Genomic DNA, 25,212 nt, shown 5'->3' on the forward strand with positions numbered 1-25,212 from the left:
CGATCTACAAAACAATGTGCAGCGGCCTTTTGCTATCCTGTTATGTACGCTGTGCGCGTTAAACTCAGGCGGCAGTGGTGGAAGCAGCCTCAGAAGAAGCAGCCTCAGAGGAAGCGGCCTCGGAAGATGCAGCCTCGGAAGATGCAGCCTCAGAGGAAGCAGCCTCGCTGGAAGCAGCTTCAGAAGAAGCAGCCTCGGAAACAGCGGTGCTTGCAGAAGCGGCCTCAGAGGTGGAGGAAGCAGCGGTAGAAGCAGAGCCACCGCAAGCGGTCATGCCAGCAGCCAGAGCCAGAGCAACAACAGCGATGCAAATATTCTTGAGTTTCATATCAATGATCTCCTTAGTCTTCTTGTAAATGTTTAGCAGTGGGCTTTCGGTAACACCTCACTGCGATGCTATATTCTAGTCCGTTTTCGAAAAAAATCAAGAGGTTTTTGGTCGAAAGTTATAATCTATGTAAAGAATCTGCATAGTTGTCATAAAATTTCGCCAAATGTCAAAGACTTTTTGGCAAAAATAAAACTGCAAAAAGACGGGCTGCGATCTGCTGTAGAACCCGCTTTTGCAGAATGTCGCCCGGCAGTTGACCTCTTACCCGGCAGAGTGTGGTATGCTGTGGGTACAGAGCAAAGCCTGCACCGCCGGGCGGGGAACACAAAGTAGAAAAAACTTGAAATGATCTGCCGAAAATCCTTTTTATTGGACTGCAAATGTGGATAATAGAAGCATAACGAGGGACGGACATCCCCGGAAGGCTTGAACGACAAGAACATTTGCGGAGGATAATACGATGAAAGATTTTGATTTTGGCTACTTCGGCACCGGCGATGAGGGCTATGCCCAGTACATGACCGCATTCGAGCGCAATTTCAGCACGGACAGCACCGACAGCTTTGCGTCCGATGACACAGACTGCGATGCAGACAGCTGCGACAGCAGCGAAGAGGATTTCTAAGGAGGTAAAACCATGAAGTATTATGTAACACTGACCGGCCTGAACTACCGCTACGGCACGATGCCCTTTGCAGTAGGGCAGAAGGTGCGTCTGGTCAAGGAGCCGGAGAATCAGGCCGACCGCGAAGCCATCCGGGCAGAGCTGCCGGGGCTGGGCAAGGTGGGCTATGTGGCCAACAGCACCCATACCGTAAAGGGGGACTGCTACAGTGCAGGCCGTCTGTACGATAAGATCGGCAACACCGCTGTGGCAAAGGTGAAGTACATCCTGTGCGATGCCGTGATCTGCAAGGTAAAGGCAGACGCCGCAGTGGCCGTGCCGCCCATGAACCCCGACACCGGCCTGCCCTACGGCAGCGAAGAGGAAGCTATCGCATTCTGAAACCGCACCTTTTTGCCCGTTTGTGCATACAAAGGGCAAAGGGGGAATGCGGTTTGAACCGGATCGTTTTCATACTTGGGGTCTGGCTGTTTCCGGCGGCGTGTACCGCGCTGGGAGCAGCAGGGGTGTTTTTGCTGCGCAGGCAGGCAAGACCGGCTACCCGGCGCATTTTGTGCGGAATGGCGGCGGGTATCATGCTGGCGGCCAGCGTATGGAGCCTGCTGCTGCCGGCCATAGCCCGGTCGCAGGGCAGGGCGGCATGGGTACCCCCGGCGCTGGGGCTTATTTTAGGTGCTGTGGGGCTTTTGCGACTGGAGGATGCCGCCGGGCAGCTGCTGGCGGGCGGCCCCGGGCATTGCGGGCGCATGGTGCTGGCGGTCACCCTGCACAACCTGCCGGAGGGCATGGTGGTGGGGCTTGCTGCGGCACTGGCGCTGCACGGGGACGCAGACGCCGTAAGCGGGGCGCTGGCTCTGAGCCTGGGCATCGGCTTGCAGAATATCCCGGAGGGTGCGGCGGTCAGTCTGCCGCTGACCCAGAGCGGGCGCACCCGTGGGCAATCCTTTGCCGCCGGGGCGGCGTCCGGGCTGGTGGAGCCCTTGGGTGCGGTGCTGGCCTTTGTGCTGGCCGAGTGGGTAGGTGCAGCGCTGCCGTGGCTCATGAGTGCGGCGGCGGGCTGTATGGTGTGTGTGACCGCACAGGAGATGATTCCTGAGGCGGTGGAACCGGATGAAGTGGCCGGTGTCATCAGCATCGTGCTGGGGTTTGCGCTGATGATGGCACTGGATGTGGCCCTGTGAAAAAAGGACTGCTGCATCGTTTGACGCAGCAGTCCTTTTTGGTGAGAAGATTTCAAATGCCCTCCGCTTTGCTTTGGGCAACGTCAGAGGAAAAATATTTTTTATTTGCAGTTCCGAAACGCCTGCGGGCGTTTCGGAACTGCTTTTTCACGGGAAGAGTTATAACCGAAAGGGCGTTGCTTTGTTCGAAATTGATTATGCCGCCTGTGTCTGCTGCTGGTTCTGACGCAGATGCCGCCGTACTACCAGCAGACAGCCGAGATGCACCAGTGCGGTCAGCGTCCAGCTGATGGGGTAGCTGATGTACAGCATAAAGGGGGTGCGGTTCAGCTGGAAAATGGTGGCGATCCATACCAGCCGCAGTGCGCATACGCCCACAAGGCTTACCACCATGGGCAGCACGCTGTAACCCAGCCCGCGCAGGCTGCTGGCCAGCACGTCCATGATGCCGCACAGCAGATAGGAGCCGCAGATGATCCTTAACCGCTCGATGCCGGTAGCAATGACCGCGGTGTCCGAGGAGTAGAAGCGCAGCAGCTGGTTCCCTGCCAGCGCTGCGCCGCCGCCCAGCACAAGGCCGGTCACCACGACACACAGCAGACAATTGCGGATCACCCGGTCAAGGTTGTGGTACTTGCGTGCGCCGATGTTCTGGCTGGTAAAGGTGACAGCGGCCTGCGCAAAGGCGTTCATGGCGGTATACACAAAGCCCTCCAGATTAGAGGAGGCAGAGTTGCCCGCCACCACCATGGAGCCGAAGGAGTTGATGGAGGACTGGATGACCACGTTGGAAAGGCTAAACACCGTGCTTTGCAGCCCGGCAGGCAGACCGATGAGCAAGATCTGCTTCAGCGTCCCGGCGTGGAAGGCCAGCCGCCGCAGGTCCAGCCGCAGCGCACCCTCCTCCCGGACGAGCATCCCGGTCACCAGCAGCGCGGACACGGTCTGGCTGATGATGGTGGCCAGTGCTACGCCTGCCACGCTCATGGAAAAGCCGATGACAAAGACAAGATTCAGCACCACGTTGATGACGCCGGCAGCGGCCAGACAGTACAGCGGGCGCTTGGTGTCGCCTACAGCCCGCAGCAGCGCACTGCTGAAGTTGTACAGCATGGTCATGGGCATTCCGATAAAATAGATCTTCAGGTACAGGGCGGAAAGACCGATCACATCCTCCGGGCAGCTCATCAGCTCCAGCAGGCCGCGCGCGGTGCAAAAGCCCACCACCGCCAGCAGCACGCCGCTGACCAAGCCCAGCGCCACGGCGGTATGTACCGTATCCTGCACGCCTTTTTCGTCCCGGGCACCAAAGCACCGGGCTGCCACCACGTTGGCACCCAGCGAAAGCCCGACGAACAGGTTGACCAGCAGATTGATCAGCGCACCGTTGGAGCCAACAGCGGCCAGCGCCGTGCTGCCCGCAAAGCGCCCCACCACCACAACGTCGGCGGCGTTGAACAGCAATTGCAGAATGCTGGATGCCGCCAGCGGCACAGAAAACAAAATAATCTTTTGCAGCATGGGCCCGCTGGTCAGGTCTGCGGAACGGCTGGTCGTAGCCATGAGTTATCTACCTCCTATAATAAACCTGAATTGACATAGCAATTGCCTATTATAGCGCGATATTAGGTAAAAAACAAGAGGTAAAGCGTCCACTTCCTCCAAAATCGCCAAATATCAGCCGCCGGGCACAGCCTGCAATTGAAAAATGCTGCCCATACTGCTATAATAAAGCGGTACACCCGTAGAAAACGGAGGAAGTTTTATTTATGTATCGAAATCGGATCAAACGGCTGCTGGATATTTTGCTGTCGGCCTGCGGCATCCTGTGCCTTTCGTGGCTGCTGCTGCTTCTGGCTGTTGCCATCAAGCTGGACTCGCCCGGGCCGGTGTTTTTCCGGCAGAAGCGGGTAGGCATCGGCAAGCGGCATTTCCAGATCCTCAAGTTCCGCACCATGCGCATCGACACCCCGCACGATATGCCTACCCATCTGCTGCACGACCCGGAGCAGTATATCACCCGCATGGGGCGCTTTCTGCGCAAGACCAGTCTGGACGAGCTGCCGCAGCTGTGGAACATCCTTGTGGGGGATATGGCAGTCATCGGGCCGCGCCCGGCGCTGTGGAACCAGTACGACCTGTTGGCTGAGCGGGACAAGTACGGCGCAAACGATGTGCGCCCGGGGCTGACCGGATGGGCGCAGATCCACGGCCGGGACGAACTGGAAATTGCCGAAAAGGCAAAGCTGGACGGCTGGTATGTGGAGCATATCAGCTTTGGGCTGGATGTAAAGTGCTTCTTTGGCACCATTACCGCCGTGCTCAAGCATGACGGCGTGGTGGAGGGCGGCACCGGCACTTTGCACGATGAAAAATAAGGCGCACTGCCGCCGTACCACGCCTTTGCGCTGCGGAAAAATCGTTTGTGACAGATAGAGCAAGCCCGGAAGGTCTGCGGATCTTCCGGGCTTCCATTTTTACGGGAAGGGACTGAAGCGGAAAGCGGCATCTGCGAAAGCCCTGTTATTTTCGCCCTTTTCTGCGCATAATAAATCCGAAAAATGCGCAGGGAGGCCGTAAAATGTCCAAGCACAGCATCGTCAGGTGGATAAAGATCATAGGGGCTTATCTGCTGGTGGCAGCCGTGGCGGCGCTGGGCTGGCTGTGGTGCGCCCTGCCGGAGCAGGTTTATCTGGAACCGGAACAGCCGCTCATGCTGCCGCGCTTTGGCTGGGTGGAACCGCTGCGCGGGCACGGCAGCTGCAATGTGGCCAGCACCCGGGCAGCGGGCAGCTATCAGACTACGCTGGCGCTGGGCGGCTGGCTGCCGGTCAAGACCATCCGCGCCACCGTGATGCAGCGCCCCACGGTTACGGTATGCGGCACGCCTTTTGGGGTGAAGATGTTCTCAGAGGGGGCGCTTGTCGTGGGCTTTTCCGAGGTGCATACCGCCGCCGGTACGGTGAACCCTGCAAAGCAGGCGGGGCTGCGGCTGGGCGACCGGGTCATCCGCATGGGGAACACCGTCACCGAGACCAACGAGCAGGTCCATGCCGCGCTGGAAGCCGCTGCCGGTGCGGCGGTGGAGGTGGTCTACGTCCGCAAGGGCGAGCAGCGGCAGACCACCCTTTTGCCGGTGTGGGATACCCAGAACGCCCAGTGGCGGGCAGGAATGTGGGTGCGGGATTCCTCCGCCGGGGTGGGGACGCTGACCTTTGTGGACGCGCAGGCCGGGGTGTTTGCCGGGCTGGGTCACCCCATCAGCGACAGTGACACCGGCGAGCAGGTCGCCCTGCGCAGCGGCGAGATCGTGGCCTGCCAGATCGTGGGCTGCACCGGCGGCACCGCCGGCAGCCCCGGGGAGCTGAAGGGTAAATTTATCAGCGACCACGCCCTTGGCAGGATCTGCATCAACGGCGAAAACGGCGTCTACGGCACGGTAAGCACCGCCATTGCCGGGCAGCAGACGGAGCTTGCCTTTGCGCAGGAGGTGCTGCCCGGCGCGGCAGAGATATTGACCACTACCAACGACGAAACGCCCCGCAGCTACCGTGTCTATATTGAAAAGGTGAACGATGCCGACCCGCGCCGCAATATGGTGCTGCGCGTTACCGATCCGGCACTGCTGGCGCAGACCGGCGGCATCGTGCAGGGGATGAGCGGCAGTCCCATCCTGCAAAACGGGCGGCTGGTGGGTGCGGTGACCCATGTGCTGGTCAATGACCCGACACGAGGCTACGGCATTTTTGCGCAAACCATGCTGGAACAGGCACATTCCGTGCCCGGAACGGATGCGGCAGCATAAAAAAGTAGGACATTCGAGCGGAATTTCCATAATTTCCCAAAATAAACCGTTGAACTGTCTGGAAAATTATGGTAAAATCCATGGTATTAAAGGAACTGCACACATTGGAGGAAACAACCATGGATAAAGTGAGATTCTTGATGTCGGATACCGGTGCTCAGATCACAGAAGCCTGCCGCGAGGCGCTGGAGCAAAAGGGCGTGGAAGTGACCGTTGTGGAAAAGGATGGAAATAAGGTTTTACAGAAGATGCTGGCCGTTCGCCCGCAGGTGGTGCTGCTGGATGCCTTTATGCCCGGGCTGGATGCGCTGGCGGTCAAGCAGCGCTACAACGCTGCAGGCGAGCGCCACACCTCGTTTTTCGTCACCGGCGCGTTCCAGAGCGAGGAAATGGTACAGGAACTGCTGGACGAGGGCTTTGCCTACTATTTTGTCAAGCCCTTTGACGAAAGCGTCCTTGCCGCCCGGGTGCTCAAGGCAGCCAGCGGACAGGAAAAGCACCTGCTCCACACCAGTGTGGACAGTGACGAACTGACCGTCACCGAAATTTTGCACCAGATCGGCGTCCCCGCCCACATCAAGGGCTACCAGTTCCTGCGGGATGCCATTCTGCTCACCATGAACGAGCCGGAGTACATCAACGCTGTGACCAAGCGCCTGTACCCGGAAATCGCCAAGAAAAACGGCACTACCGCCAGCCGGGTGGAGCGGGCGATCCGCCATGCCATCGAGGTGGCATGGGACAGGGGAGACGTGGATACCCTCAACAGCTACTTCGGCTATACCATCCACAACCTGCGCGGAAAACCCACCAACTCGGAGTTTATCGCGATGATAGCCGATAAGATGCGGCTGGATAAACGCCAGAGGGTGGGGTAAACAGCCAATATAAACAGGGATGGACATACAATTATAAAAAGTATAGGATAACGCGAGGCTTCATCTGAAAAGGTGAAGCCTTTTCTCTTTGCATTTTCCTTCCCATCTGGTACAATGGTGCAGAAGGGAAGTGACAAAATGCAGGAAATGGATGTGATCCGTGCGCAGCTGTTTGCGCTGCAAGACAAGGAATATCAGATCTTTAACAGCCGCCTGATGCCCACCCTGCCACCGGAAACGGTGATCGGGGTGCGGGTGCCGCTGCTGCGTAAGCTGGCAAAGCAGCTGACAGATACCCCGGAAGCGGAGGTGTTTGTGCAAGATCTGCCGCATTTTTATTATGAAGAAAACGCTCTCCACGCCTTTCTGCTGGAGCCTGTCCGGGATTACGGCACAGCGCTGGCGGCAACTGAGCGCTTTTTGCCCTATGTGGATAACTGGGCGGTCTGCGATAGCTTCAGCCCCAAGGTGTTTGCGCAGCATAAGCCGGAACTGCTGACCGCTATCCGGCGCTGGCTGAGCTCTGACCAAGTGTATACCGTGCGCTACGGGATCGGGATGCTGATGCGGTATTATCTGGACGATGCCTTCCGGTCGGAATACCTGGCTTGGGTTGCGGCGATACACAGCGAGGAATACTATGTCAATATGATGCGGGCGTGGTATTTTGCCACTGCACTGGCAAAGCAGCCGGCAGCGGCACTGCCGTGGCTGACCGAAAAGCGGCTGGACGTGTGGACGCACAACAAGACCATTCAGAAAGCGGTGGAAAGCTACCGCATCCCCCCGGAACAAAAGCAGGCTTTGCGGGCGCTGCGCATTCGTTCACAAAAGCTTTGCGAAGAACGGCACGTTTGACTGTTTACATTGTGGGAGTTTTATTGTAAAATATAGTATAGTAAAAATGCCGGGCTATCCGGCGAAAGATAAAACAGGTGGTGTTTGGATTATGGCATTGAAATATAAGCGTATCCTTTTAAAGATCAGCGGTGAGGCGCTGGGCGGCGAAAAGGGCATGGGCTTTGACGAGCCCACCATGGACGCCATTTGCGGCGGCGTGAAGAAGGCCCACGAGCTTGGCGTGCAGATCGGCATCGTGGTGGGCGGCGGCAACTTCTGGCGCGGCCGCTCCAGCGGTAAGATGGAGCGCACGCTGGCTGATAAGATCGGTATGCTGGCTACGGTGATGAACGCACTGGCTGTCTCTGATAAGCTGGAGCAGCTGGGTGTGCCCACCGAGGTGTTCACCTCGATCACCATGCCGCAGGTGGCACCTGCCTTTACCCGCAAGGATGCTCTGCGCGCCATGGACGAGGGCAAGATCGCTGTGTTCGGCGGCGGCACCGGCAACCCCTTCTTCTCTACCGATACGGCTACCGCCCTGCGCGCCGTAGAGGTGAGCGCCGATGTGATGTTCAAGGCAACCATGGTGGATGGCGTTTACGATAAGGACCCCCACAAGTACCCGGATGCCAAAAAGTACGATACCCTTACCTTTACCAAGGTGCTGGAGGATCAGCTGGCCGTTATGGACGGCACCGCAGCTACCCTGTGCCGCGACAACAAGCTGCCCATTCTGGTGTTTGATCTGGCCGACCCGGACAACATCGCACGGGCTGTGCAGGGCGAAAACGTGGGCACTCTGGTCTACGAGGGCTGAGCATAGCGCCCCGGTGCAACTGCATACGATTGGATAGAGCAGCAGCGGCGCAGTGCGCTGCCTGCATGGATCAATAGAATAAAGAAACAGGAGAACAACGACAATGAGCAGCAACACCAAGGTTTTCGAAGATAAGATGAAGAGCTCTGTGGAGCACCTGAGCCGCGAGCTGGCTGCGGTGCGCGCAGGCCGTGCAAACCCCGCCGTGCTGGATAAGGTGGTCGTGGATTACTACGGTGCACCCACCCCCATCCAGCAGTTGGCAGCTGTGGCCGTTTCTGAGGCTCGCACTCTCACCATCACCCCTTGGGACCGCACCCTGCTGCGTCCCATCAGCAAGGCGATCATGGCCAGCGATGTGGGCATCACCCCCATTGATGACGGCGTTACCATCCGCCTGAACTTCCCCGCACCCAACGAGGAGCGCCGCAAGCAGCTGGCAAAGGAAGTCTCCAAACTGGGCGAGGATGCCAAGGTGGCTGTGCGCAATGTGCGCCGCGATGCCATGGATAAGGCCAAGGCCATGAAGAAGGCCGGCGAGCTGACCGAGGACACCCAGAAGACCATGGAAGAGGATGTCCAGAAGCTGACCGATAAGTATATCAAGAACATTGATGCTGCCGTGGAAGAAAAGCAGAAGGAGATCATGGCCGTCTGATCCGCAGCACACAATAACGATTGGGAGGTGCCGTGCGCTGGTGGAAGGTGCGCGGCACTTTTTGCAGGCAGCCTTGCTGCCGGGAGGTATAAATGACACACCCCAAAGAATTTGCTGAAGGGCTTTCCATCGGCATCATTATGGACGGCAACGGCCGCTGGGCGAAAAACCGCGGCCTGCCCCGCACCGCAGGACACAAAAAGGGTGCGGAGGTGTTTAAGGATATTGCCAACTACTGCGATGAACTTGGCGTAGCATCGGTGTATTTCTATGCTTTCTCTACCGAGAACTGGAAGCGCCCGCTGGAAGAGGTGGGTGCCATCATGAAGCTGTTCGCCCAGTACCTCATCGAGGGCTTTGACTACAAGAACCGCAATATCCGTATTAAGTTCTTAGGCGACCGCACCGCGCTGGATCCCAAACTGCAAAAGATGATGAACGAGCTGGAAGGGGACTCTGCCTGCAAGACCGGCATGACCCTGAACATCGCCATCAACTACGGCGGCCGCCCGGAGATCGTGCGCGCAGCACAGCAGCTGGCTACAAAGGCTGCGGCAGGCGAGATCCGCCCCGAGGACATCAACGAGCAGATGATGAGCGATGCCATGTACACCGCCGGACAGAAGGATCCGGACTTTATCCTGCGTCCCAGCGGAGAAAAGCGGCTGTCCAACTTCATGCTCTGGCAGGCCGCCTATTCGGAGCTGGTGGAGATGGATGTGCTCTGGCCGGACTTTACCCGAGCCGATCTGGACACCGCCATTGAGGAGTTCAACCACCGCAGCCGCCGGTTCGGCGGCATCTGAGCGGCGCAGTGTCCGTATTGCAAACTCTGCACCCTAGGTGCAGACCCGGCAGACCCGGTACTTCCTCGGGTCGGAATGCGCTGCCCCGCAAGGGGCTGCTGCCGGAAGAACAAAGGAGATCGAAACCTATGAAAACACGCATTATTACGGCGATCGTGGGCATTCTGGTGCTCATCGGCGTGATGTTTACCTTTAACACCATGGTGTTCAATCTGGTGATCGCAGCCATCACCCTGATCGCTGTCCACGAAATTTACAACGCCCTCGGCTTTGAAAAAAAGGACTGGCTCATGTACGCAGTGCTGGTACCCTACACATTGCTGGTCATGCTTTCCAGTTACAGTGCCATGCGTAAGCTGGTCATGCCCATGTCCTTTGTGCTGGTCACCTTTTTTGCCATCTATCTGGTGGTGCGCAACGGCACAATCAGCTACCAGAAGGCCAGCGGTCTTTTGGTGTTTTCGGGCATCGTGATCTTCTGCTTTTACTCCTTCATCCTGCTCAAGGAGCGTCTGCCGGTGGAAAAATTCGGCTATGACGCGGTTTTCTTTATTCTGCTCATCCTCTGCTTTGCATGGGGCGGCGACACCTGCGCCTACTTTGCAGGCCGCGCCTTTGGCAAGCACAAGCTGTGCCCGGTGGTCAGCCCTAAAAAGACGGTGGAGGGTGCCATCGGCGGCGTGCTGGGCACCATGGTGTTCGGCGTGGTCGCTACCATCATCTACTCCATGGCTGCTAACCGCATGGAAGCCTTTACCCGCTCTAATATCGGGGTCTCCATGTATGTCATCATCGCGCTGCTGGGCTGCATCGCTGCAGTGCTGGGCATCTACGGCGACCTGTTTGCCAGTGTGGTCAAGCGTCAGTGCGGCATCAAGGATTACGGCACCATCTTCCCGGGTCACGGCGGTATTCTGGACCGCTTCGATAGTGTGATGTTCATTGCGCCCTTCGTGACCATGGTCATCACCGCCGTGTTCTACGTCTGATACAGAGGAGGAAACTATCATGTCTAAAAAAATAACGCTGTTGGGTTCTACCGGCTCCATCGGTACCCAGAGTCTGGATGTCATCCGCGCCCAAGGGTACGAGGTCTACGGCCTTTCTGCCCACAGCCATGTGGAAAAGATCTTGCAGCAGATCGAGGAGTTCCACCCGAAATATGTCTGCATGACCGACCCGGATGCCGCCGCAAAGCTGGACGCCGCGCTGGCCGGCCGGGCAAATGCACCCAAGCTGCTCACCGGCCCGGAGGGGCTGAAGGAGCTGGCTGCGCTGGACGGCCCGGATGTGGTGCTGAACAGCGTGGTGGGCATTGCCGGTCTTGGTGCCAGCCTGTGCGCCATCGAGAGCGGCCATGATTTGGCGCTGGCCAACAAGGAAAGCCTTGTCACCGGCGGTCATCTGGTCACGCAGGCTGTGGAAAAGCACGGGGTGCAGCTGCTGCCTGTGGACAGCGAGCACTCCGCCATCTTCCAGTGCCTGCAGGATAAGGAGAGCGCTCCCAGCCTGACCAAAATTCTGCTCACGGCCTCCGGCGGCCCCTTCTTCGGCATGACCACCGAGCAGCTGCGCGGCAAGACCCGTGCAGACGCCCTCAAGCACCCCAACTGGAACATGGGCGCAAAGATCACCATCGACTCTGCCACCCTGATGAACAAGGGTCTGGAGCTCATCGAGGCCGTATGGCTCTTCGGTCTGCCCCCGGAAAAAATTCAGATCGTGGTGCAGCGCCAGAGCGTCGTCCACTCTGCGGTGCAGTTCAGCGATAATTCGATCATTGCCCAGCTGGGTGTGCCGGATATGCGCATCCCCATCCAGTACGCCCTGACCTACCCCAAGCGTGTGCCGGGCGTAGTGCCGGAGCTGGACTTTACCACCCTGAAGCTGCTCACCTTCGATGTGGCTGACGAAGAGACCTTCCGCTGCCTTGCCGCCTGCAAAAAGGCCATCCGCAAGGGCGCTCTTGGCCCCTGTGCCGCCAACGGTGCCAACGAGGAAGCCGTTAAGCTGTTCCTTGAGGATAAGATCGGCTTTTTGGATATCGGCCGTCTGGTGGAAGCTGTTGTGGACAGCGACAGCTTTGGCGGCGACTATACGCTGGCAGATGTGTACGAGTGCGACCGCATGGCGCGCGCATTCGTGCGGGCACATCTGTAACGCTTTATCAGAATATACGCTCCGGCGCTGCTTTTACAATAGCGCCGGGGCGCTATAGGAGAACGAATGTCTTTTATTATCACCATCCTTGCCGCGCTGCTCGTGTTCAGTGCGGTGATCGCCATCCACGAGTTCGGGCATTTTACTGTGGCAAAGCTCTGCGGCATTCAGGTCAATGAGTTTTCCATCGGCATGGGGCCGGTGCTCTGGAAAAAGAATCATAAAGGCACCCAGTACAGTCTGCGTGCCCTGCCTGTGGGCGGCTTTGTAGCGCTGGAAGGGGAGGAAAGCCCCGAAAGCCAGCAGGCAGAAGCTGCCCATACTGTGCAGGAACAGCCCGCCCCGGAGACGGAAGCATCTGTGCAGCCCACCGGCGTCCCCCTGAATGAAGCGCCGGTTTGGCAGCGGGCACTGGTCATGGTAGCTGGTGCGGTCATGAACTTTGTGCTGGGCTTTGTGGTGCTGGTGATCCTCATCGCCGCCCAGAACGAGCCCATCACCAGCAAGACCATCTACGCCATTCAGGACGGTGCCCTCTGCGGGCAGACCGGCCTGCAGGCAGGGGACAAGGTTCTGGCGGTGAACGGCCGCCGCTGCTTTGTGGCAAACGACATCTTGTACGAGCTGGTGCGCACCCAGTCCTACAGTGCGGATTTCACCGTGCTGCGGAACGGCCAAAAGGTGCAGCTGCCGGGGGTACAGTTTGACACATGGCAGGACGAAAAGGGCGAGACCCACATGAGCATCGGCTTTTCCGTCTACGGGCTGGAAAAGACCCCCGGCAATGTGCTGCGGGAGGCAGGCAACAGCGTGCTGTACTATGGGCGCATCGTGTTCACCTCCCTTGTGGACTTAGTGCGCGGGCGGGAGAGCATCAACAACCTCTCCGGCCCGGTGGGCATCGTATCGGCCATCGGGCAGGCCGCCAGCTACGGCTGGCAGGATCTGCTGGAGATGCTGGCGCTCATCACCGTCAACCTTGGCATCCTCAACCTGCTGCCATTCCCGGCGCTGGACGGCGGTAAGGTAGTATTTTTGGTCATTGAAGGCGTCACCGGCCATGCAGTGCCGGAAAAGCTGCAAAGCGTGCTCACCCTTGCAACCTTCGGGCTGCTGTTCGGGCTGATGCTCTTTGCAACCTACAACGATATTCTCCGGCTCATCACCGGGACAGTATAAGAAAGGGGAACCCTTATGCGGCAGAAAAAACGTGAAGTGAAGATCGGCAATGTGACCATCGGCGGCAGCAACCCTATTGCGGTGCAGACCATGCTCAATGTGCCGGTGGAGGACATCGAAGGCAATGTGGCACAGGCTAAGCGGTGCGAAGCTGCAGGCTGCCAGATCCTGCGGGTGACCTGCCCCAGCCCGGCGGATGCAAAGTGCATCGAAGCCGTTAAGAACGCGGTGAACATCCCCATCGTGGCGGATATCCACTTTGACTACAAGGCAGCGCTGGCCTGCGCGGACGTGGGTGTGGACAAGATCCGCATCAACCCGGGCAACATCGGTGACGACGACCGGGTAAAGGCAGTGGTGGATGCCTGCCAGCAGAAGAACATCCCTATCCGTATTGGTGTCAACGGCGGCAGTCTGGAAAAGCACATTCTTGCCCGTTACGGTGCACCCACCCCGGAGGCCATGGTGGAAAGCGCTTTGTACCATGTGCGGCTGCTGGAAAAGTTCGATTTTAACAACATCGTCATCTCCATCAAGAACTCTAACGTGCCCCGCATGATGGAAGCCTACCGCCAGCTCAGCGCCGTCACCGACTACCCGCTCCATGTGGGCGTCACCGAAGCCGGCACCTACCAGATGGGTCTGCTGAAAAGCGGCATGGGCATCGGCGGGATGCTGCTGGAGGGCATCGGCGACACCATCCGTGTGTCGCTGGCTGCCGAGCCGGAAAAAGAGGTGGAAGCAGGCTTTAACATCCTGCGCGCTGTGGGCTTCCCGGTCACCGGGCCGGAGGTCATCACCTGTCCCACCTGCGGACGCACCCAGTACCCCTGCACTGAGATCGCCAACGAGGTGGAAAAGCGGCTGCAGGGCTACAAAAAGTCCATCAAGGTAGCCGTGATGGGCTGCGTTGTCAACGGCCCCGGCGAAGCGCGCGAAGCCGATATCGGCATTGCTGGCGGCAAGGGCGAGGCCGTGCTGTTCATCCACGGCAAGCCCATCAAAAAGCTGACCGGCGATAACATTCTGGATCAGTTCATGGACGAGATCTATAAATTGTAAGTATTCTTTTCCCTACTGCCACACCTGCAAAAACGGGTGCGGCAGTTTGTGCTGTAAAGAACCCACCAAAAAGGAGTACCATTTGTGAAACCACTTGTTTCCCAGCTGTGGCCGCAGTTTATGGCGGACCCGGATTTTGCGGCCTGCTTCGGGCAGGTGATCGTGGAGCACGCCCGGATGCTGCGGCAGGACCGGCAGGTCGAGTTTACTCTGCGCAGCGCCGCCCCGCTGGATCAGAACCTCTGCGCCCGCCTGCTGGCTTCCCTGCAGCCGGACTACGAGGGCTTTGAACTGAAGATCAAAAACCTGTTCGGCTATGCCATGCTGGACGAGCACGCCCTGCGCACCCTGCTGGAGGACATGAAGCGGGACGGCGTGCCCATCAACGGCTTTCTGGACAGGAGCAGCATCTCCATTACCGGGCAGAACATCACGGTGGGGGTGTGCCACGGCACAAAGTTTTTGCAGGAGATGGGCTTTGAGGAGCTGCTTGCCAAGCGCATTGCTGAGCATACCGGCGTTACCCCCAAGGTGACGCTGCAAAGCGCAGTGACTGCGGCTGAGCAGCAGCAAATGGAAGAAAAGCTGGAGCGCAAGATTGCACCGCCGGTGGTCAAGTTTGAGAAAAAGAACACCGCACCGTCCATCAAGGTGGAGGGGCTCAACCTTACGGACAAGCCTGTCACCATCTTCCACGGCAAAATGTTTACCCCCAAAAACCTTACGCCCCTCAAGGACTTGGGCGGCGAGGGCGGCAAGTGCATGATCTGGGGCGATGTATTCTTTACCGAGGTCAAGGGCAACTACCGCAAGATCTACACCGTGTCCATCACCGACTATACCGGCTCTATCAACCTGAAGGTCCGCGCACAGGAAGGGGAGGACTGCTCCAAGTGGGAGGGCATCGGCAAGGGCAGCACAGTCATCGTGCGGGGCGACTGCTCCTACGATAAGTACGAGCACGACTACATCGTATACCCCTACGATGTGCTGATCGTGGAGCGCAAAAAGCGGGAGGATACCGCCCCGGAAAAGCGGGTGGAGCTGCATCTGCACACCAAGCTTTCCAGCATGGACGGCTTCTGCGACCCCGGCGGCATCGTCAAGCTGGCGCACCGCATGGGACACCCCGCCATTGCCATCACCGACCACGGCGTGTGTCAGGGCTACCCGGAAGCCATGCTGGCAGCCGATGACATCCACAAAAAAGACCCGGATTTCAAGCTCATCTACGGGTGCGAAGCCTACTTTGTGGACGACATGGTGCCCTGCGTCTACGGCGTAAAGGATCAGCCGCTGGACGGCGAGTTCTGCGTGTTCGACACCGAGACCACCGGTCTTGATCCTGGGGTGGAGTACCTTACCGAGATCGGCGCGGTCATCATCCGCAACGGCGAGGTGGTGGAGGAGTTCGACACCTTCGTCAAGCCCGGCAAGCCCATCACCCCCAAGATCACTGAGTTGACCGGCATCACCAACGAGATGGTGGCGGATGCGCCCGGTGAAAAGGAAGCGCTGGAAGCCTTTCTTGCCTTTGCGGGCGACCGCATTCTGGTGGGGCACAACGTCCATGCCTTTGATATGCGCTTTTTACGGGCAGCTGCCAAGCGCAGCGGCGTCAAGTTGGAACCTACCTATATCGACACTCTGACCATGGCACAGACCATGTACCCGGGTCTGCACAACTATAAACAGGGAACCATCAATAAGCATCTGGAACTGCCTGCCTACGAAGCGCACCGCGCCTGCGAGGACTCCGCTGCGCTGGGACGTATCTTCTGCGTGATGCTGAACGACCTTGCGGAAAAAGAGGTGACGAAGGTCAGCGAGATCAACACCGGCCTTGGCGGCAACCGCGAGGTGCTGAAAAAGAAATACTATCACCTCATCATTCTGGTCAAAAACCAGATGGGCCTGAAAAACTTGTACAAGATCGTCAGTGAAGCACACGTCAACTACTTCTTCAAAAAGCCCCGCGTGCCCCGCAGCCTGCTGAACAAGTACCGGGACGGCCTGCTGCTCACCAGCGCCTGTGAAGCGGGCGAGCTGTACCGCGCCATCGTGGACGGCACCAGCTACGAAGAACTGAAAAAGATCGCCGCTTACTACGATATCCTTGAGATCCAGCCGCTGGGCAACAACGCCTATATGGTGCGGGATGGCAAGGTGGACAGCGAGGAGCGGATCAAGGAATTCAACCGCACCGTCATCAAGCTGGGCGAGGATCTGCACAAGCCGGTCATTGCTACCGGCGACGTGCACTTTACCGAGCCGGAGGATGCGATCTACCGCGCCGTACTGCAGGCGGGCAACGGCTTTAAGGATGCCGACAACCAGCCGCCGCTGTTCTTCCGCACCACGCAGGATATGCTGGCGCAGTTCTACTATCTGCCCAAGGAAAAAGCCTACGAGGTTGTGGTGAAGAACCCCCGCAAGATCGCCGCCATGATCGACAACAACGTGCGCGCCATCCCCCGGGGCACCTACCCGCCCAGCATCGAGGGCGCAGAACAGCAGCTGCGCGATGCCACATGGGAGCACGCCAAGCGGGATTACGGCGACCCCTTGCCCGAGATCGTGGAAAAGCGGCTGCAAAAGGAGCTGGATTCCATCTGCGGCCACGGCTACGCGGTTCTGTACGTCATTGCGGTCAAGCTGGTGGCCTACTCCAATGCGGGCGGCTATCAGGTGGGCAGCCGTGGTTCTGTCGGCTCCTCTGCTGTGGCGCACTTTTCCGGCATCTCGGAGGTGAACAGTCTGCCGCCCCACTACCGCTGCCCCAAGTGCAAGCACAGCGAGTTCATCACCGATGGCAGCGTGGACGATGGCTTTGACCTGCCGGATAAAAACTGTCCCCACTGCGGCACCCGGATGCTGGTGGACGGCCACGACATTCCCTTCGAGACCTTCCTCGGCTTCTACGGCGATAAGGAACCGGATATCGACCTGAACTTCTCCGGCGAGTACCAATCCAATGTGCACCGCTACACCGAGGAGCTGTTCGGCAAGGCCAACGTGTTCAAGGCTGGCACGGTGTCCGGTATTCAGGATAAAACCGCTTATGGTTACGTTAAAAAGTATCTGGACGAGCGGCAGCGCACCGTGAACCACGCCGAGGAAAACCGCCTGACGCTGGGCTGCACCGGCGTCAAGCGTACCACCGGCCAGCACCCCGGCGGCATGGTCGTTGTGCCGGACACCTATGAGATCTACGATTTCTGTCCCATCCAGCACCCGGCAGATGATGTGGCGGGCGGTCTGCTGACCACCCATTTCGAGTTCAAGTACCTGCACGACACCCTGCTCAAGCTGGACGAGCTGGGCCACGATATGCCCACCTTCTACAAGTATTTTGAGGAATACACCGGCATCCCGGTGGACAGCATCCCCATGAACGACCCCAAGGTGTACAGCCTGCTGACCAGCCCGGAAGCGCTTGGCGTGACCCCGGAGCAGATCGACAGCCAAACCGGTACCTTCGGCATCCCGGAAATGGGCACGAATTTCGTGCGCGGAATGCTGGTAGAAGCACGGCCTAAAAATTTCTCGGAGCTGATCCAGATCTCCGGTCTGTCCCATGGCACGGACGTGTGGACGGGCAACGCGGACGAACTAATCCGCAGCGGAACCTGCACCATTGCAGAGGTCATCGGCTGCCGTGACAGCATCATGCTGTACCTGCTGCGCAAGGGGCTGGAGCCCAAGATGGCCTTTGATATCATGGAGGCCGTGCGTAAGGGCAAGGTGGCCAAGGGCGGCTTCCAGCCGGGCTGGGAGGAAGCCATGCGGGAGCATGAGGTGCCGGACTGGTATATCGAGAGCTGCCGCAAGATCAAGTATATGTTCCCCAAGGCGCACGCTGTGGCCTACCTGATGAGTGCCATCCGTCTGATGTGGTACAAGATCTACAAGCCGCAGGCGTTCTATGCGGTGTATTTTACCGTGCGCGGCGACGATATCGACTACGAAGCCGCCATCGGCGGCGCTGCCGTGGCGCGCGCCCACATGGAAGCGGTCAAGCGCCGCCTGAAAGAGGAAAAGAACGCCAAGGACGAGGATGTGCTGGTCAGCTTGCAGCTGGTCAACGAGATGCTGAGCCGTGGGTACGAGTTTTTGCCCATCGAGCTGGGCAAGAGCCGCGGCTCCAAGTATGTGGTGGAGGACGACAAGGTGCGCCTGCCCTTCAGCGCCCTGAAGGGCCTCGGCGGTGCCGCTGCCGATGCACTGGAGCGGGTGACCATCCACGGAGAGGAATATATCTCGGTGGAAGAGCTGCAGCAGGCCTCCGGCGTGGGCAGCGGCATTCTGGATCGTCTGCGTCAGGTGGGCGCACTGGGCGACCTGCCCGAGAGCAGTCAGGTAAGCTTTTTCTGAGAAACAAAGGCCGTTGCACAGATTTTGTGCAGCGGCCTTTTATCAGGTCTGGACGATTTTGAATGCCCGCCGCGTGCGCTTTGAGCATTTTCAGCGGAAGAATTTTTTATAATTTCCAAGTCGGGAAGTTCTGCGGAACTTCCCGACTTGCTTTTTCACCAGAAAAAGAGACTGCCGCACGGAGTACCATGCAGCAGTCTCTTTGTGTTTTGTGATAATGTCAAATCAGGGCAGGGGAGTGCTTACTCCACGCTGATCATATAGTAGTAAACGGGCTGGCCGCCGCGGATGTGGCTTACTTCCACATGGTTGGGGCACTTTGCCTTTACGATCTCGGTAACCTTCTCGGCGTCCTCATCGCTCACATCACAGCCGGAAATGATGGTGACGAAGCTGGAATCCTTCTTGCACATATTGCGTGCCAGACGGTAGGTGGCCTTGGTGATATCGGTGGAGGTGGAAACGATCTTGCCGTTCTCCAGCGCCATGATCTCGCCCTTACGGATGCGCTTGCCATCGTACTCGCTGTCGCGGGCGGCGTAGGTGATCAGACCGGTGGACACCTTGTCGGCAGCAGCCATCATGTTGATGGTGTTGGTCTCGGCGTTCACAGAGGGGTCAAAGTTCAGCAGTGCAGTAATGCCCATGGGCACGGTGCGGGTGGGCAGCACCACCACCTGACGGTCAGCCAGCTTCTGCGCCTGCTCAGCTGCCATGATGATGTTCTTGTTGTTGGGCAGCACGAACACGGTCTTGGCAGGCACGCTCTGGATGGCTGCCAGAATATCCTCGGTGGAAGGGTTCATGGTCTGACCGCCGGACACCACAGCGTCTGCTGCCAGATCGGTGAACACAGCCTTCAGACCCTCACCGGCGGCAACAGCCACAAAGCCGTAGTCCCGGCTGGGATCCACAGCGGCGTAGATGAACTCGCTGGCCTGAGAGGGAGCCTTCTCGGCAGAAGCCTGCTTTTCAAGGCTCTTGCCCTGCTTCTGGCGGGCGAGGAACTGCTCGTGCATATTCTCGATCTTGAAGTTGGTCAGGTAGCCGTACTTGATGGCCTCGCTCAGGATCTTGCCGGGGTCGGCAGTGTGAACGTGCAGGTTGATGACGTCGTCATCCTCAATGCACACCACGCTGTCGCCGTTGGACTCTGCAAAGGCACGCATCTTGGCGGCGCTGGCACCCTCGTTCTTGTTGATGAGGAACTGGGTGCAGTAGCCGTTGGTAATGTCCTCCACCTTCATCAGGTCGTCGGTGAACACGCCCTTACCGGCATTCTCGGTGGACAGCTTTGCCTTGTTGGGAGCAGCTTCGCCGCCGGCAATAATGGCCTCGCCATGGAACACCTTGCCCATGCCCTCAAAGATGACCATAATGCCCTGACCGCCTGCGTCCACAACGCCGGCCTTCTTCAGCACGGGCAGCAGGTTGGGGGTATCCTCCAGTGCCTTCTGACCGGCAGTCAGCACCACGTCCCACAGGGCAGGCACATCGGCGGCATCACTGGCAGCAGCTTCCTCAGAAGCAACGCGTGCCACGGTCAGGATAGTGCCCTCGGTGGGCTTCATCACGGCCTTGTAGGCACCCTCAACGCCCTTCTGCAGGGCAGCCACGATATCGGCAGCGTCAGCCTCTTTTTTGCCCTCCAAAGCCTTGGAGAAGCCGCGGAACAGCAGGCTGGTGATAACGCCGGAGTTGCCGCGCGCACCGCGCAGCATGGCAGAAGCAGCAGTCTTGGCAGCTTCGCCCACGGTGCAGCTGTCGTCCAGAGCTTCCAGCTCACGCACGGCAGCGCCCACGGTCATGCCCATGTTGGTGCCGGTGTCGCCATCCGGCACGGGGAAAACGTTCAGCTCGTCCACGCGGGAACGCTGGTTGTTGATGTTGTTGGCGCCGGAAATGATGGCGTCGCGCAGGATCTTACCAGAAATCATTGTTCTTACTCCTTAGTAACTGGCCGGAAAATCCCGGCTCGGGTTTGCAGACAAATCAGGCGATGACGTCATCCACGGACACCACCACGCGGGCGACCTTCAGCCCGGTGGCCTGCTCCACCTCGTCCTTGACGCGGTGGGAGATGCTGCGGGCGGCGGTGGAAATGTTCAGACCGTAGCTGACGGCAATGTGCAGCTCGATGACCAGACGCCCATTCTGCTGGGTCACGCGCACACCCTTTTCCGGGTAATCGGAACCGTATACCATGCTTTTCACAGCGTCAGTCATATCACGGGGAGCCATGGCAGCAACGCCGTAGCACTGTTTGGTGGCTTCACCCACCAGGGTGGAAAAATACCCATCAGTAAAGCTGACATTCCCAAGCGGGAAACGGGAAGTGATCATAGTCGCTCTGCTCCTTTATGTTATTTTTCATAAAAATACACGCAAGGGTCGGGGGCGTTGGCTGTGCAAAACAAAGCTTGCCTCAGATAAACACCCACCCTATTATACAACTTTGCACCGTGGTTGTACAGTTCAAATTGTTGGATTTACTGCTTTTTGCGCTTCTTTTGCATCATTTTTGTAAAGAAAAAAGGGAGAACTGCCCTCGACAGCCCTCGCGCTGCTTTGCGCAGCGGGCGTGGTATGCTGAAGGCAGGCTGTGCAGAACCCACCAAAACGGAAAGTATGACAAATAAAGAAAAACAATCTGTGAATAAATTATAAAAGCTTCCTTGCCTGGCTTTCTTTGTCTATGAAAAAGTGCTAAAATAGAAACAAAGAAGAAAAGGGGCTGTCAGCCCCCTTTTCCCATGATACTTCCCGGAATACGCCGGACGCACGGCACATTACATAGCGCAGGCAGACCGTTCCAACAGGTATTGCCTGCAAAAAATGCGATAGGAGTTGTTGGCATGAACATTCTCTTTTTTCTTTCCCCAAAGCAGGATCTGATGTACGTTTACGATGACTTTACCCTCCGGCAGACGTTGGAAAAGTGGGAAAACAACCGCTACGCCTCCATTCCGGTGCTGAACCGCAAGGGCGAATATGTGGGCACGCTGACCGAAGGCGATATCCTGTGGGGACTGAAAAAATACCATGGTCTGGATTTGGAAGCCGCCGAGGACATCCCCATCTCAGAGTTTGCGCATAAGCGGGACTACAAGGCCGTCACGGTGACCACCAGCATGGATGAGCTGGTGGAAGCCGCCATGAACCAGAACTTTGTCCCGGTGGTGGATGACCGGGGCAGCTTTATCGGTATCGTGCGGCGGCAGGCCATCATCCGCTACTGCTACGATAAATCCCGCAAGATCGAAATGACCCGCACCGGCCGCCCCGTAAAGGAACTGGCTGGCGTACATTAAAAACACAAAACGAGGGCGCTGCACGGTAAATGTGCAGCGCCCTCGTTGCTATTTGTTACTTGTTGCGGATGTACTCGTCCATAGCCTTTGCAGCTGCCTTACCGGCACCCATGGCCTTGATGACGGTAGCAGCGCCGGTCACGGCGTCACCACCGGCGTACACGCCGTCACGGCTGGTCTTGCCCTCGTCACCCTCGGTCACGATGCAGCCGTGCTTGTTGGTCTCCAAGCCCGGAGTGGTGGAGCGGATCAGCGGGTTGGGGCTGGTGCCCAGGCTCATGATCACGGTATCCACCTCCAGCTCAAACTCGCTGCCCTGCTTTTCAATGGGACGGCGGCGGCCGGAAGCATCCGGCTCACCCAGTTCCATCTCAATGCAGGTCATGGAGTGCACAAAGCCGTCCTCGTCCGGGTGGATGGCAACGGGGTTGCACAGGGTCTTGAAGATGATGCCCTCTTCCTCGGCGTGCTCCACCTCTTCCTTACGGGCGGGCAGCTCAGCCATGCCGCGGCGGTATACGATGTACACGCTCTCGGCACCCAGACGCAGGGCGCTGCGGGCAGCGTCCATAGCCACGTTGCCGCCGCCCACAACGGCGACCTTCTTGCCGGTACGGATGGGGGTCTTGCTGGTGGGCAGGTAAGCCTTCATCAGGTTGGAGCGGGTCAGGAATTCGTTGGCGGAATACACGCCCTTCAGGCTCTCGCCGGGGATGTTCATAAAGCGGGGCAGACCGGCGCCGGAGCCTACGAACACGGCCTCGTAGCCGTACTCGCCCATCAGCTCGTCAATGGTCAGCACCTTGCCGATGACCATGTTGCACTCAAAATCTACGCCCATCTTCTTCAGGCCGTCGATCTCCTGCTGGACGATGGCCTTGGGCAGACGGAACTCGGGGATGCCGTACATCAGCACACCACCTGCAACGTGCAGAGCCTCGTAAACGGTGACCTTGTAGCCCAGCTTTGCCAGATCGCCTGCAGCGGTCAGACCGGCAGGGCCAGCGCCGATGATGGCAACCTTATGGCCGTTCCATTCGGGTACGATGGGTGCGGTGTGCACGTTCTCGCGGTGCCAGTCGGCTACAAAGCGCTCCAGACGGCCAATAGCCACCGGCTCGTTCTTGATGCCGCGGGTGCACTTGCCCTCGCACTGGCTCTCCTGCGGGCAGACACGGCCGCAGACGGCAGGCAGGGAAGAGGAGCGGTTGATCACCTGATAGGCGGCTTCAAAGTCGCCCTCTGCAACGTGAGCGATAAACTCCGGGATGTCGATGCCCACGGGGCAGCCGGACTGGCAGGGCTTGTTCTTGCAGCCGATGCAGCGCTTGGCTTCGTTCACAGCCATCTCGGCGGTGTAGCCCAGAGCCACTTCCTTAAAGTTCTTGTTGCGGACGTTGGGGTCCTGCGTGGGCATGGGGCACTTTTTGGGGTCCATATTGAAAGCCATTTTACATTCCCTCCTGAGTCTTGAACAGGTTGCAGGCTGCCTCACGGGCGTGTGCCTCAAACGGGCGGTACATGGTGCCGCGTGCCATTGCTTCGTCAAAATCCACCAGATCGCCGTCAAAGTCGGGGCCATCCACGCAGGCGAACTTGGTCTGACCGCCCACGGTCAGGCGGCAGCCGCCGCACATACCGGTGCCGTCGATCATGATGGGGTTCATGGAAACGATGCTCTTCAGGCCGTGCTTCTGGCAGGTCTTGACCACAAACTTCATCATGATCAGCGGGCCGATGGTGATGACCAGATCGTACTGGTTGCCGGCAGCTACCAGCTCGTCCAGCGCAGCGGTGACCACACCCTTGGTGCCGTAGCTGCCGTCATCGGTCATGATGCGCAGCTCGTCGCTGCAGGCGCTGAACTCGTCCTCAAGAATCAGCAGATCCTTATTGCGGAAGCCGACCACGCTGTGCACCACACAGCCCTGATCGTGCAGTTCCTTGGCAATGGGCAGTGCAATGGCGCAGCCCACGCCGCCGCCCACAACGCACACCTTCTTCAGACCCTCGGTCTCGGTGGCGCGGCCCAGCGGGCCGACAAAATCGTGGACACAATCGCCTGCGTTCAGGCTGTTCAGCTCCATGGTGGTACCGCCCACGATCTGGAAAATGATATCCACAGTGCCCTTTTCGCGGTCGTAACCGGCCACAGTCAGGGGGATGCGCTCGCTGTCCTCAAACGGACGTACAATGATGAACTGACCCGGCTTTGCCTTTTTGGCGATCAGCGGGGCTTCAATGACCATCTTTGTCACGGTGGGGTTCAGCGCGACCTTTTCAGTGATCTTATACATTGCGTTAGCTCCTTTTTGCTGGCAATTCCTTTTTCTTTTCTATAAATGGAAGCTGCACCCGCGCGGGTGCAGCTTTCCGTTTGACAAAGCGTCCTCTTTATTATAATAGTTTGTGAAATAGAAAGCAACTGTATTTTACTCGTGCACACAGCCGTGCGAAACGAGGTGAAAAGGGGGGGATGTGGTGCTGCACACAAAATAAAAAGAACGTACCAGAGTTAAAAGACATTCTTTTTTGAAAAAATGTAAATTTGTGGTTGACAACTGCCGGAGTGTGCGGTATAATAACCAACGTCGCCGGACGAAAGCCCGGTACAAACAAATGGAATGTGCGGCCGTAGCTCATCTGGTAGAGCGCCACCTTGCCAAGGTGGAGGTAGCGAGTTCGAGCCTCGTCGGCCGCTCCATATGTGGAAGTTTAGCTCAGCTGGGAGAGCATCTGCCTTACAAGCAGAGGGTCAGCGGTTCGAGCCCGTTAACTTCCACCATATGGCCCGGTAGCTCAGTTGGTTAGAGCACCAGCCTGTCACGCTGGGGGTCGTCGGTTCGAGCCCGATCCGGGTCGTATTTGCCTCTGTAGCTCAGTCGGTAGAGCAGGGGACTGAAAATCCCCGTGTCATTGGTTCGATTCCGATCGGAGGCACCACGTCGAAAATCCTGTCATTCATCGGGAAGTCTTGCAAGCAAGACTTCTGTGATGAATACCAGATTTTCTCCTTTTCCCCACAAAATCTTGCTCCGCAAGCTTTCGCGGGGGCCCCGAAATTCGCAAGAATCGCTCGGGAGGGTGCAGGGATAAATGCACCGGATATGCGGCCGTAGCTCATCTGGTAGAGCGCCACCTTGCCAAGGTGGAGGTAGCGAGTTCGAGCCTCGTCGGCCGCT

At 58.2% G+C, this 25,212-nt stretch carries 22 protein-coding genes and 5 tRNA genes; 21 read left to right on the forward strand and 6 right to left on the reverse strand.

Going from position 1 to position 25,212, the window contains the following annotated elements; genetic code table 11:
- Window positions 1-64: 64 nt before the first annotated feature.
- Window positions 65-328 (reverse strand): hypothetical protein, encoded by a 264-nt coding sequence (locus WMO20_RS14575; RefSeq protein ID WP_316540738.1) that lies wholly within the window; start codon window positions 326-328, stop codon window positions 65-67.
- 463 nt (window positions 329-791) lie between these two features.
- Here WMO20_RS14575 and WMO20_RS12955 point away from each other — a divergent pair, with 463 nt between their 5' ends.
- From WMO20_RS12955 to WMO20_RS12965, 3 genes are all read left to right on the forward strand, one after another.
- Window positions 792-956 (forward strand): hypothetical protein, encoded by a 165-nt coding sequence (locus WMO20_RS12955; RefSeq protein WP_181573068.1) that lies wholly within the window; start codon window positions 792-794, stop codon window positions 954-956.
- A gap of 12 nt (window positions 957-968) precedes the next feature.
- The gene (locus tag WMO20_RS12960) at window positions 969-1,337 is read left to right on the forward strand and encodes an HIRAN domain-containing protein (RefSeq protein WP_349187120.1); all 369 of its coding nucleotides are present in this window, start codon (window positions 969-971) and stop codon (window positions 1,335-1,337) included.
- A gap of 179 nt (window positions 1,338-1,516) precedes the next feature.
- Window positions 1,517-2,137, forward strand: coding sequence for a ZIP family metal transporter (locus tag WMO20_RS12965; protein WP_005926489.1), 621 nt, complete (start codon window positions 1,517-1,519; stop codon window positions 2,135-2,137).
- A 195-nt stretch (window positions 2,138-2,332) separates the two neighbouring features.
- On the opposite strand, the gene WMO20_RS12970 is transcribed toward WMO20_RS12965, so the two are convergent.
- A complete protein-coding gene (locus WMO20_RS12970; RefSeq protein ID WP_316544292.1) occupies window positions 2,333-3,700 on the reverse strand; it encodes an MATE family efflux transporter in 1,368 nt (455 codons plus the stop codon).
- A 206-nt stretch (window positions 3,701-3,906) separates the two neighbouring features.
- On the opposite strand from WMO20_RS12970, the gene WMO20_RS12975 reads away from it, so the two are divergent.
- The 12 genes from WMO20_RS12975 (at window position 3,907) to WMO20_RS13030 (ending at window position 18,719) form a co-directional block, all read left to right on the forward strand.
- Window positions 3,907-4,515, forward strand: coding sequence for a sugar transferase (locus WMO20_RS12975; RefSeq protein WP_112091104.1), 609 nt, complete (start codon window positions 3,907-3,909; stop codon window positions 4,513-4,515).
- Between the two features lie 203 nt (window positions 4,516-4,718).
- The gene (spoIVB, locus tag WMO20_RS12980; protein ID WP_349187121.1) at window positions 4,719-5,942 is read left to right on the forward strand and encodes a SpoIVB peptidase; all 1,224 of its coding nucleotides are present in this window, start codon (window positions 4,719-4,721) and stop codon (window positions 5,940-5,942) included.
- A gap of 119 nt (window positions 5,943-6,061) precedes the next feature.
- Entirely contained in the window at window positions 6,062-6,820 is a 759-nt protein-coding gene (spo0A, locus tag WMO20_RS12985) for a sporulation transcription factor Spo0A (protein ID WP_015538099.1), read from the forward strand.
- 138 nt (window positions 6,821-6,958) lie between these two features.
- Entirely contained in the window at window positions 6,959-7,678 is a 720-nt protein-coding gene (locus WMO20_RS12990; RefSeq protein WP_349187122.1) for a DNA alkylation repair protein, read from the forward strand.
- 91 nt (window positions 7,679-7,769) lie between these two features.
- Window positions 7,770-8,480 carry a UMP kinase gene (pyrH, locus tag WMO20_RS12995; RefSeq protein ID WP_005923912.1) on the forward strand — a complete coding sequence of 237 codons (711 nt, stop codon included), beginning with the start codon at window positions 7,770-7,772 and terminating at the stop codon, window positions 8,478-8,480.
- A gap of 103 nt (window positions 8,481-8,583) precedes the next feature.
- The gene (gene frr, locus WMO20_RS13000; protein ID WP_055185167.1) at window positions 8,584-9,138 is read left to right on the forward strand and encodes a ribosome recycling factor; all 555 of its coding nucleotides are present in this window, start codon (window positions 8,584-8,586) and stop codon (window positions 9,136-9,138) included.
- Window positions 9,139-9,230: 92 nt separating this feature from the next.
- Window positions 9,231-9,944: a polyprenyl diphosphate synthase gene (gene uppS, locus WMO20_RS13005; RefSeq protein ID WP_349187123.1), complete on the forward strand. Its 714-nt coding sequence runs from the start codon at window positions 9,231-9,233 to the stop codon at window positions 9,942-9,944.
- A 128-nt stretch (window positions 9,945-10,072) separates the two neighbouring features.
- A complete protein-coding gene (locus WMO20_RS13010; RefSeq protein ID WP_308562840.1) occupies window positions 10,073-10,933 on the forward strand; it encodes a phosphatidate cytidylyltransferase in 861 nt (286 codons plus the stop codon).
- Window positions 10,934-10,952: 19 nt separating this feature from the next.
- Window positions 10,953-12,104, forward strand: a complete 1,152-nt coding sequence (dxr, locus tag WMO20_RS13015) for a 1-deoxy-D-xylulose-5-phosphate reductoisomerase (RefSeq protein ID WP_349187124.1) — start codon at window positions 10,953-10,955, stop codon at window positions 12,102-12,104.
- Between the two features lie 66 nt (window positions 12,105-12,170).
- Window positions 12,171-13,283, forward strand: coding sequence for a M50 family metallopeptidase (locus tag WMO20_RS13020; RefSeq protein ID WP_349187125.1), 1,113 nt, complete (start codon window positions 12,171-12,173; stop codon window positions 13,281-13,283).
- A gap of 15 nt (window positions 13,284-13,298) precedes the next feature.
- Window positions 13,299-14,345 (forward strand): flavodoxin-dependent (E)-4-hydroxy-3-methylbut-2-enyl-diphosphate synthase, encoded by a 1,047-nt coding sequence (gene ispG / locus WMO20_RS13025; protein ID WP_005923929.1) that lies wholly within the window; start codon window positions 13,299-13,301, stop codon window positions 14,343-14,345.
- 120 nt (window positions 14,346-14,465) lie between these two features.
- Window positions 14,466-18,719 carry a PolC-type DNA polymerase III gene (locus WMO20_RS13030; RefSeq protein ID WP_412313484.1) on the forward strand — a complete coding sequence of 1,418 codons (4,254 nt, stop codon included), beginning with the start codon at window positions 14,466-14,468 and terminating at the stop codon, window positions 18,717-18,719.
- 242 nt (window positions 18,720-18,961) lie between these two features.
- Here WMO20_RS13030 and WMO20_RS13035 read toward each other — a convergent pair whose 3' ends face one another.
- On the reverse strand, window positions 18,962-20,656 hold the full coding sequence (locus WMO20_RS13035; protein WP_112091111.1) for a DAK2 domain-containing protein: 1,695 nt from the start codon (window positions 20,654-20,656) through the stop codon (window positions 18,962-18,964).
- Between the two features lie 55 nt (window positions 20,657-20,711).
- Window positions 20,712-21,062 (reverse strand): Asp23/Gls24 family envelope stress response protein, encoded by a 351-nt coding sequence (locus WMO20_RS13040; RefSeq protein WP_005923940.1) that lies wholly within the window; start codon window positions 21,060-21,062, stop codon window positions 20,712-20,714.
- Between the two features lie 512 nt (window positions 21,063-21,574).
- On the opposite strand from WMO20_RS13040, the gene WMO20_RS13045 reads away from it, so the two are divergent.
- On the forward strand, window positions 21,575-22,030 hold the full coding sequence (locus WMO20_RS13045) for a CBS domain-containing protein (RefSeq protein ID WP_112091112.1): 456 nt from the start codon (window positions 21,575-21,577) through the stop codon (window positions 22,028-22,030).
- A gap of 55 nt (window positions 22,031-22,085) precedes the next feature.
- Here the strand turns inward: WMO20_RS13045 and gltA are convergent, their stop codons facing one another.
- Both gltA and WMO20_RS13055 read right to left on the reverse strand, forming a co-directional pair.
- Window positions 22,086-23,480: an NADPH-dependent glutamate synthase gene (gene gltA, locus WMO20_RS13050; protein WP_117930158.1), complete on the reverse strand. Its 1,395-nt coding sequence runs from the start codon at window positions 23,478-23,480 to the stop codon at window positions 22,086-22,088.
- A gap of 1 nt (window position 23,481) precedes the next feature.
- Complete coding sequence (locus tag WMO20_RS13055) at window positions 23,482-24,327, reverse strand: sulfide/dihydroorotate dehydrogenase-like FAD/NAD-binding protein (RefSeq protein WP_154252659.1); 846 nt, start codon at window positions 24,325-24,327, stop codon at window positions 23,482-23,484.
- A gap of 331 nt (window positions 24,328-24,658) precedes the next feature.
- Here WMO20_RS13055 and WMO20_RS13060 point away from each other — a divergent pair.
- The 5 genes from WMO20_RS13060 to WMO20_RS13080 all read left to right on the forward strand — a co-directional run bounded on the left by WMO20_RS13060 (window position 24,659) and on the right by WMO20_RS13080 (window position 25,212).
- Window positions 24,659-24,734: transfer RNA gene (locus WMO20_RS13060), tRNA-Gly, on the forward strand.
- Window positions 24,735-24,739: 5 nt separating this feature from the next.
- Window positions 24,740-24,815: transfer RNA gene (locus WMO20_RS13065), tRNA-Val, on the forward strand.
- A 3-nt stretch (window positions 24,816-24,818) separates the two neighbouring features.
- Window positions 24,819-24,892, forward strand: a tRNA-Asp gene (locus tag WMO20_RS13070).
- Window positions 24,893-24,897: 5 nt separating this feature from the next.
- Window positions 24,898-24,973: transfer RNA gene (locus tag WMO20_RS13075), tRNA-Phe, on the forward strand.
- A 166-nt stretch (window positions 24,974-25,139) separates the two neighbouring features.
- Window positions 25,140-25,212: transfer RNA gene (locus WMO20_RS13080), tRNA-Gly, on the forward strand.

Origin of the sequence: Faecalibacterium intestinale, assembly GCF_040096575.1 — a bacterium.
GTDB lineage: Bacteria > Bacillota > Clostridia > Oscillospirales > Ruminococcaceae > Faecalibacterium > Faecalibacterium intestinale.

Bases quoted from the DNA above. Each gene is read 5' to 3' on its own strand.
- WMO20_RS14575 (WP_316540738.1), bottom strand. From the start codon at position 328: ATGAAACTCAAGAATATTTGCATCGCTGTTGTTGCTCTGGCTCTGGCT.
- WMO20_RS12955 (WP_181573068.1), top strand. From the start codon at position 792: ATGAAAGATTTTGATTTTGGCTACTTCGGCACCGGCGATGAGGGCTAT.
- WMO20_RS12960 (WP_349187120.1), top strand. From the start codon at position 969: ATGAAGTATTATGTAACACTGACCGGCCTGAACTACCGCTACGGCACG.
- WMO20_RS12965 (WP_005926489.1), top strand. From the start codon at position 1,517: ATGGCGGCGGGTATCATGCTGGCGGCCAGCGTATGGAGCCTGCTGCTG.
- WMO20_RS12970 (WP_316544292.1), bottom strand. From the start codon at position 3,700: ATGGCTACGACCAGCCGTTCCGCAGACCTGACCAGCGGGCCCATGCTG.
- WMO20_RS12975 (WP_112091104.1), top strand. From the start codon at position 3,907: ATGTATCGAAATCGGATCAAACGGCTGCTGGATATTTTGCTGTCGGCC.
- spoIVB (WP_349187121.1), top strand. From the start codon at position 4,719: ATGTCCAAGCACAGCATCGTCAGGTGGATAAAGATCATAGGGGCTTAT.
- spo0A (WP_015538099.1), top strand. From the start codon at position 6,062: ATGGATAAAGTGAGATTCTTGATGTCGGATACCGGTGCTCAGATCACA.
- WMO20_RS12990 (WP_349187122.1), top strand. From the start codon at position 6,959: ATGCAGGAAATGGATGTGATCCGTGCGCAGCTGTTTGCGCTGCAAGAC.
- pyrH (WP_005923912.1), top strand. From the start codon at position 7,770: ATGGCATTGAAATATAAGCGTATCCTTTTAAAGATCAGCGGTGAGGCG.
- frr (WP_055185167.1), top strand. From the start codon at position 8,584: ATGAGCAGCAACACCAAGGTTTTCGAAGATAAGATGAAGAGCTCTGTG.
- uppS (WP_349187123.1), top strand. From the start codon at position 9,231: ATGACACACCCCAAAGAATTTGCTGAAGGGCTTTCCATCGGCATCATT.
- WMO20_RS13010 (WP_308562840.1), top strand. From the start codon at position 10,073: ATGAAAACACGCATTATTACGGCGATCGTGGGCATTCTGGTGCTCATC.
- dxr (WP_349187124.1), top strand. From the start codon at position 10,953: ATGTCTAAAAAAATAACGCTGTTGGGTTCTACCGGCTCCATCGGTACC.
- WMO20_RS13020 (WP_349187125.1), top strand. From the start codon at position 12,171: ATGTCTTTTATTATCACCATCCTTGCCGCGCTGCTCGTGTTCAGTGCG.
- ispG (WP_005923929.1), top strand. From the start codon at position 13,299: ATGCGGCAGAAAAAACGTGAAGTGAAGATCGGCAATGTGACCATCGGC.
- WMO20_RS13030 (WP_412313484.1), top strand. From the start codon at position 14,466: ATGGCGGACCCGGATTTTGCGGCCTGCTTCGGGCAGGTGATCGTGGAG.
- WMO20_RS13035 (WP_112091111.1), bottom strand. From the start codon at position 20,656: ATGATTTCTGGTAAGATCCTGCGCGACGCCATCATTTCCGGCGCCAAC.
- WMO20_RS13040 (WP_005923940.1), bottom strand. From the start codon at position 21,062: ATGATCACTTCCCGTTTCCCGCTTGGGAATGTCAGCTTTACTGATGGG.
- WMO20_RS13045 (WP_112091112.1), top strand. From the start codon at position 21,575: ATGAACATTCTCTTTTTTCTTTCCCCAAAGCAGGATCTGATGTACGTT.
- gltA (WP_117930158.1), bottom strand. From the start codon at position 23,480: ATGGCTTTCAATATGGACCCCAAAAAGTGCCCCATGCCCACGCAGGAC.
- WMO20_RS13055 (WP_154252659.1), bottom strand. From the start codon at position 24,327: ATGTATAAGATCACTGAAAAGGTCGCGCTGAACCCCACCGTGACAAAG.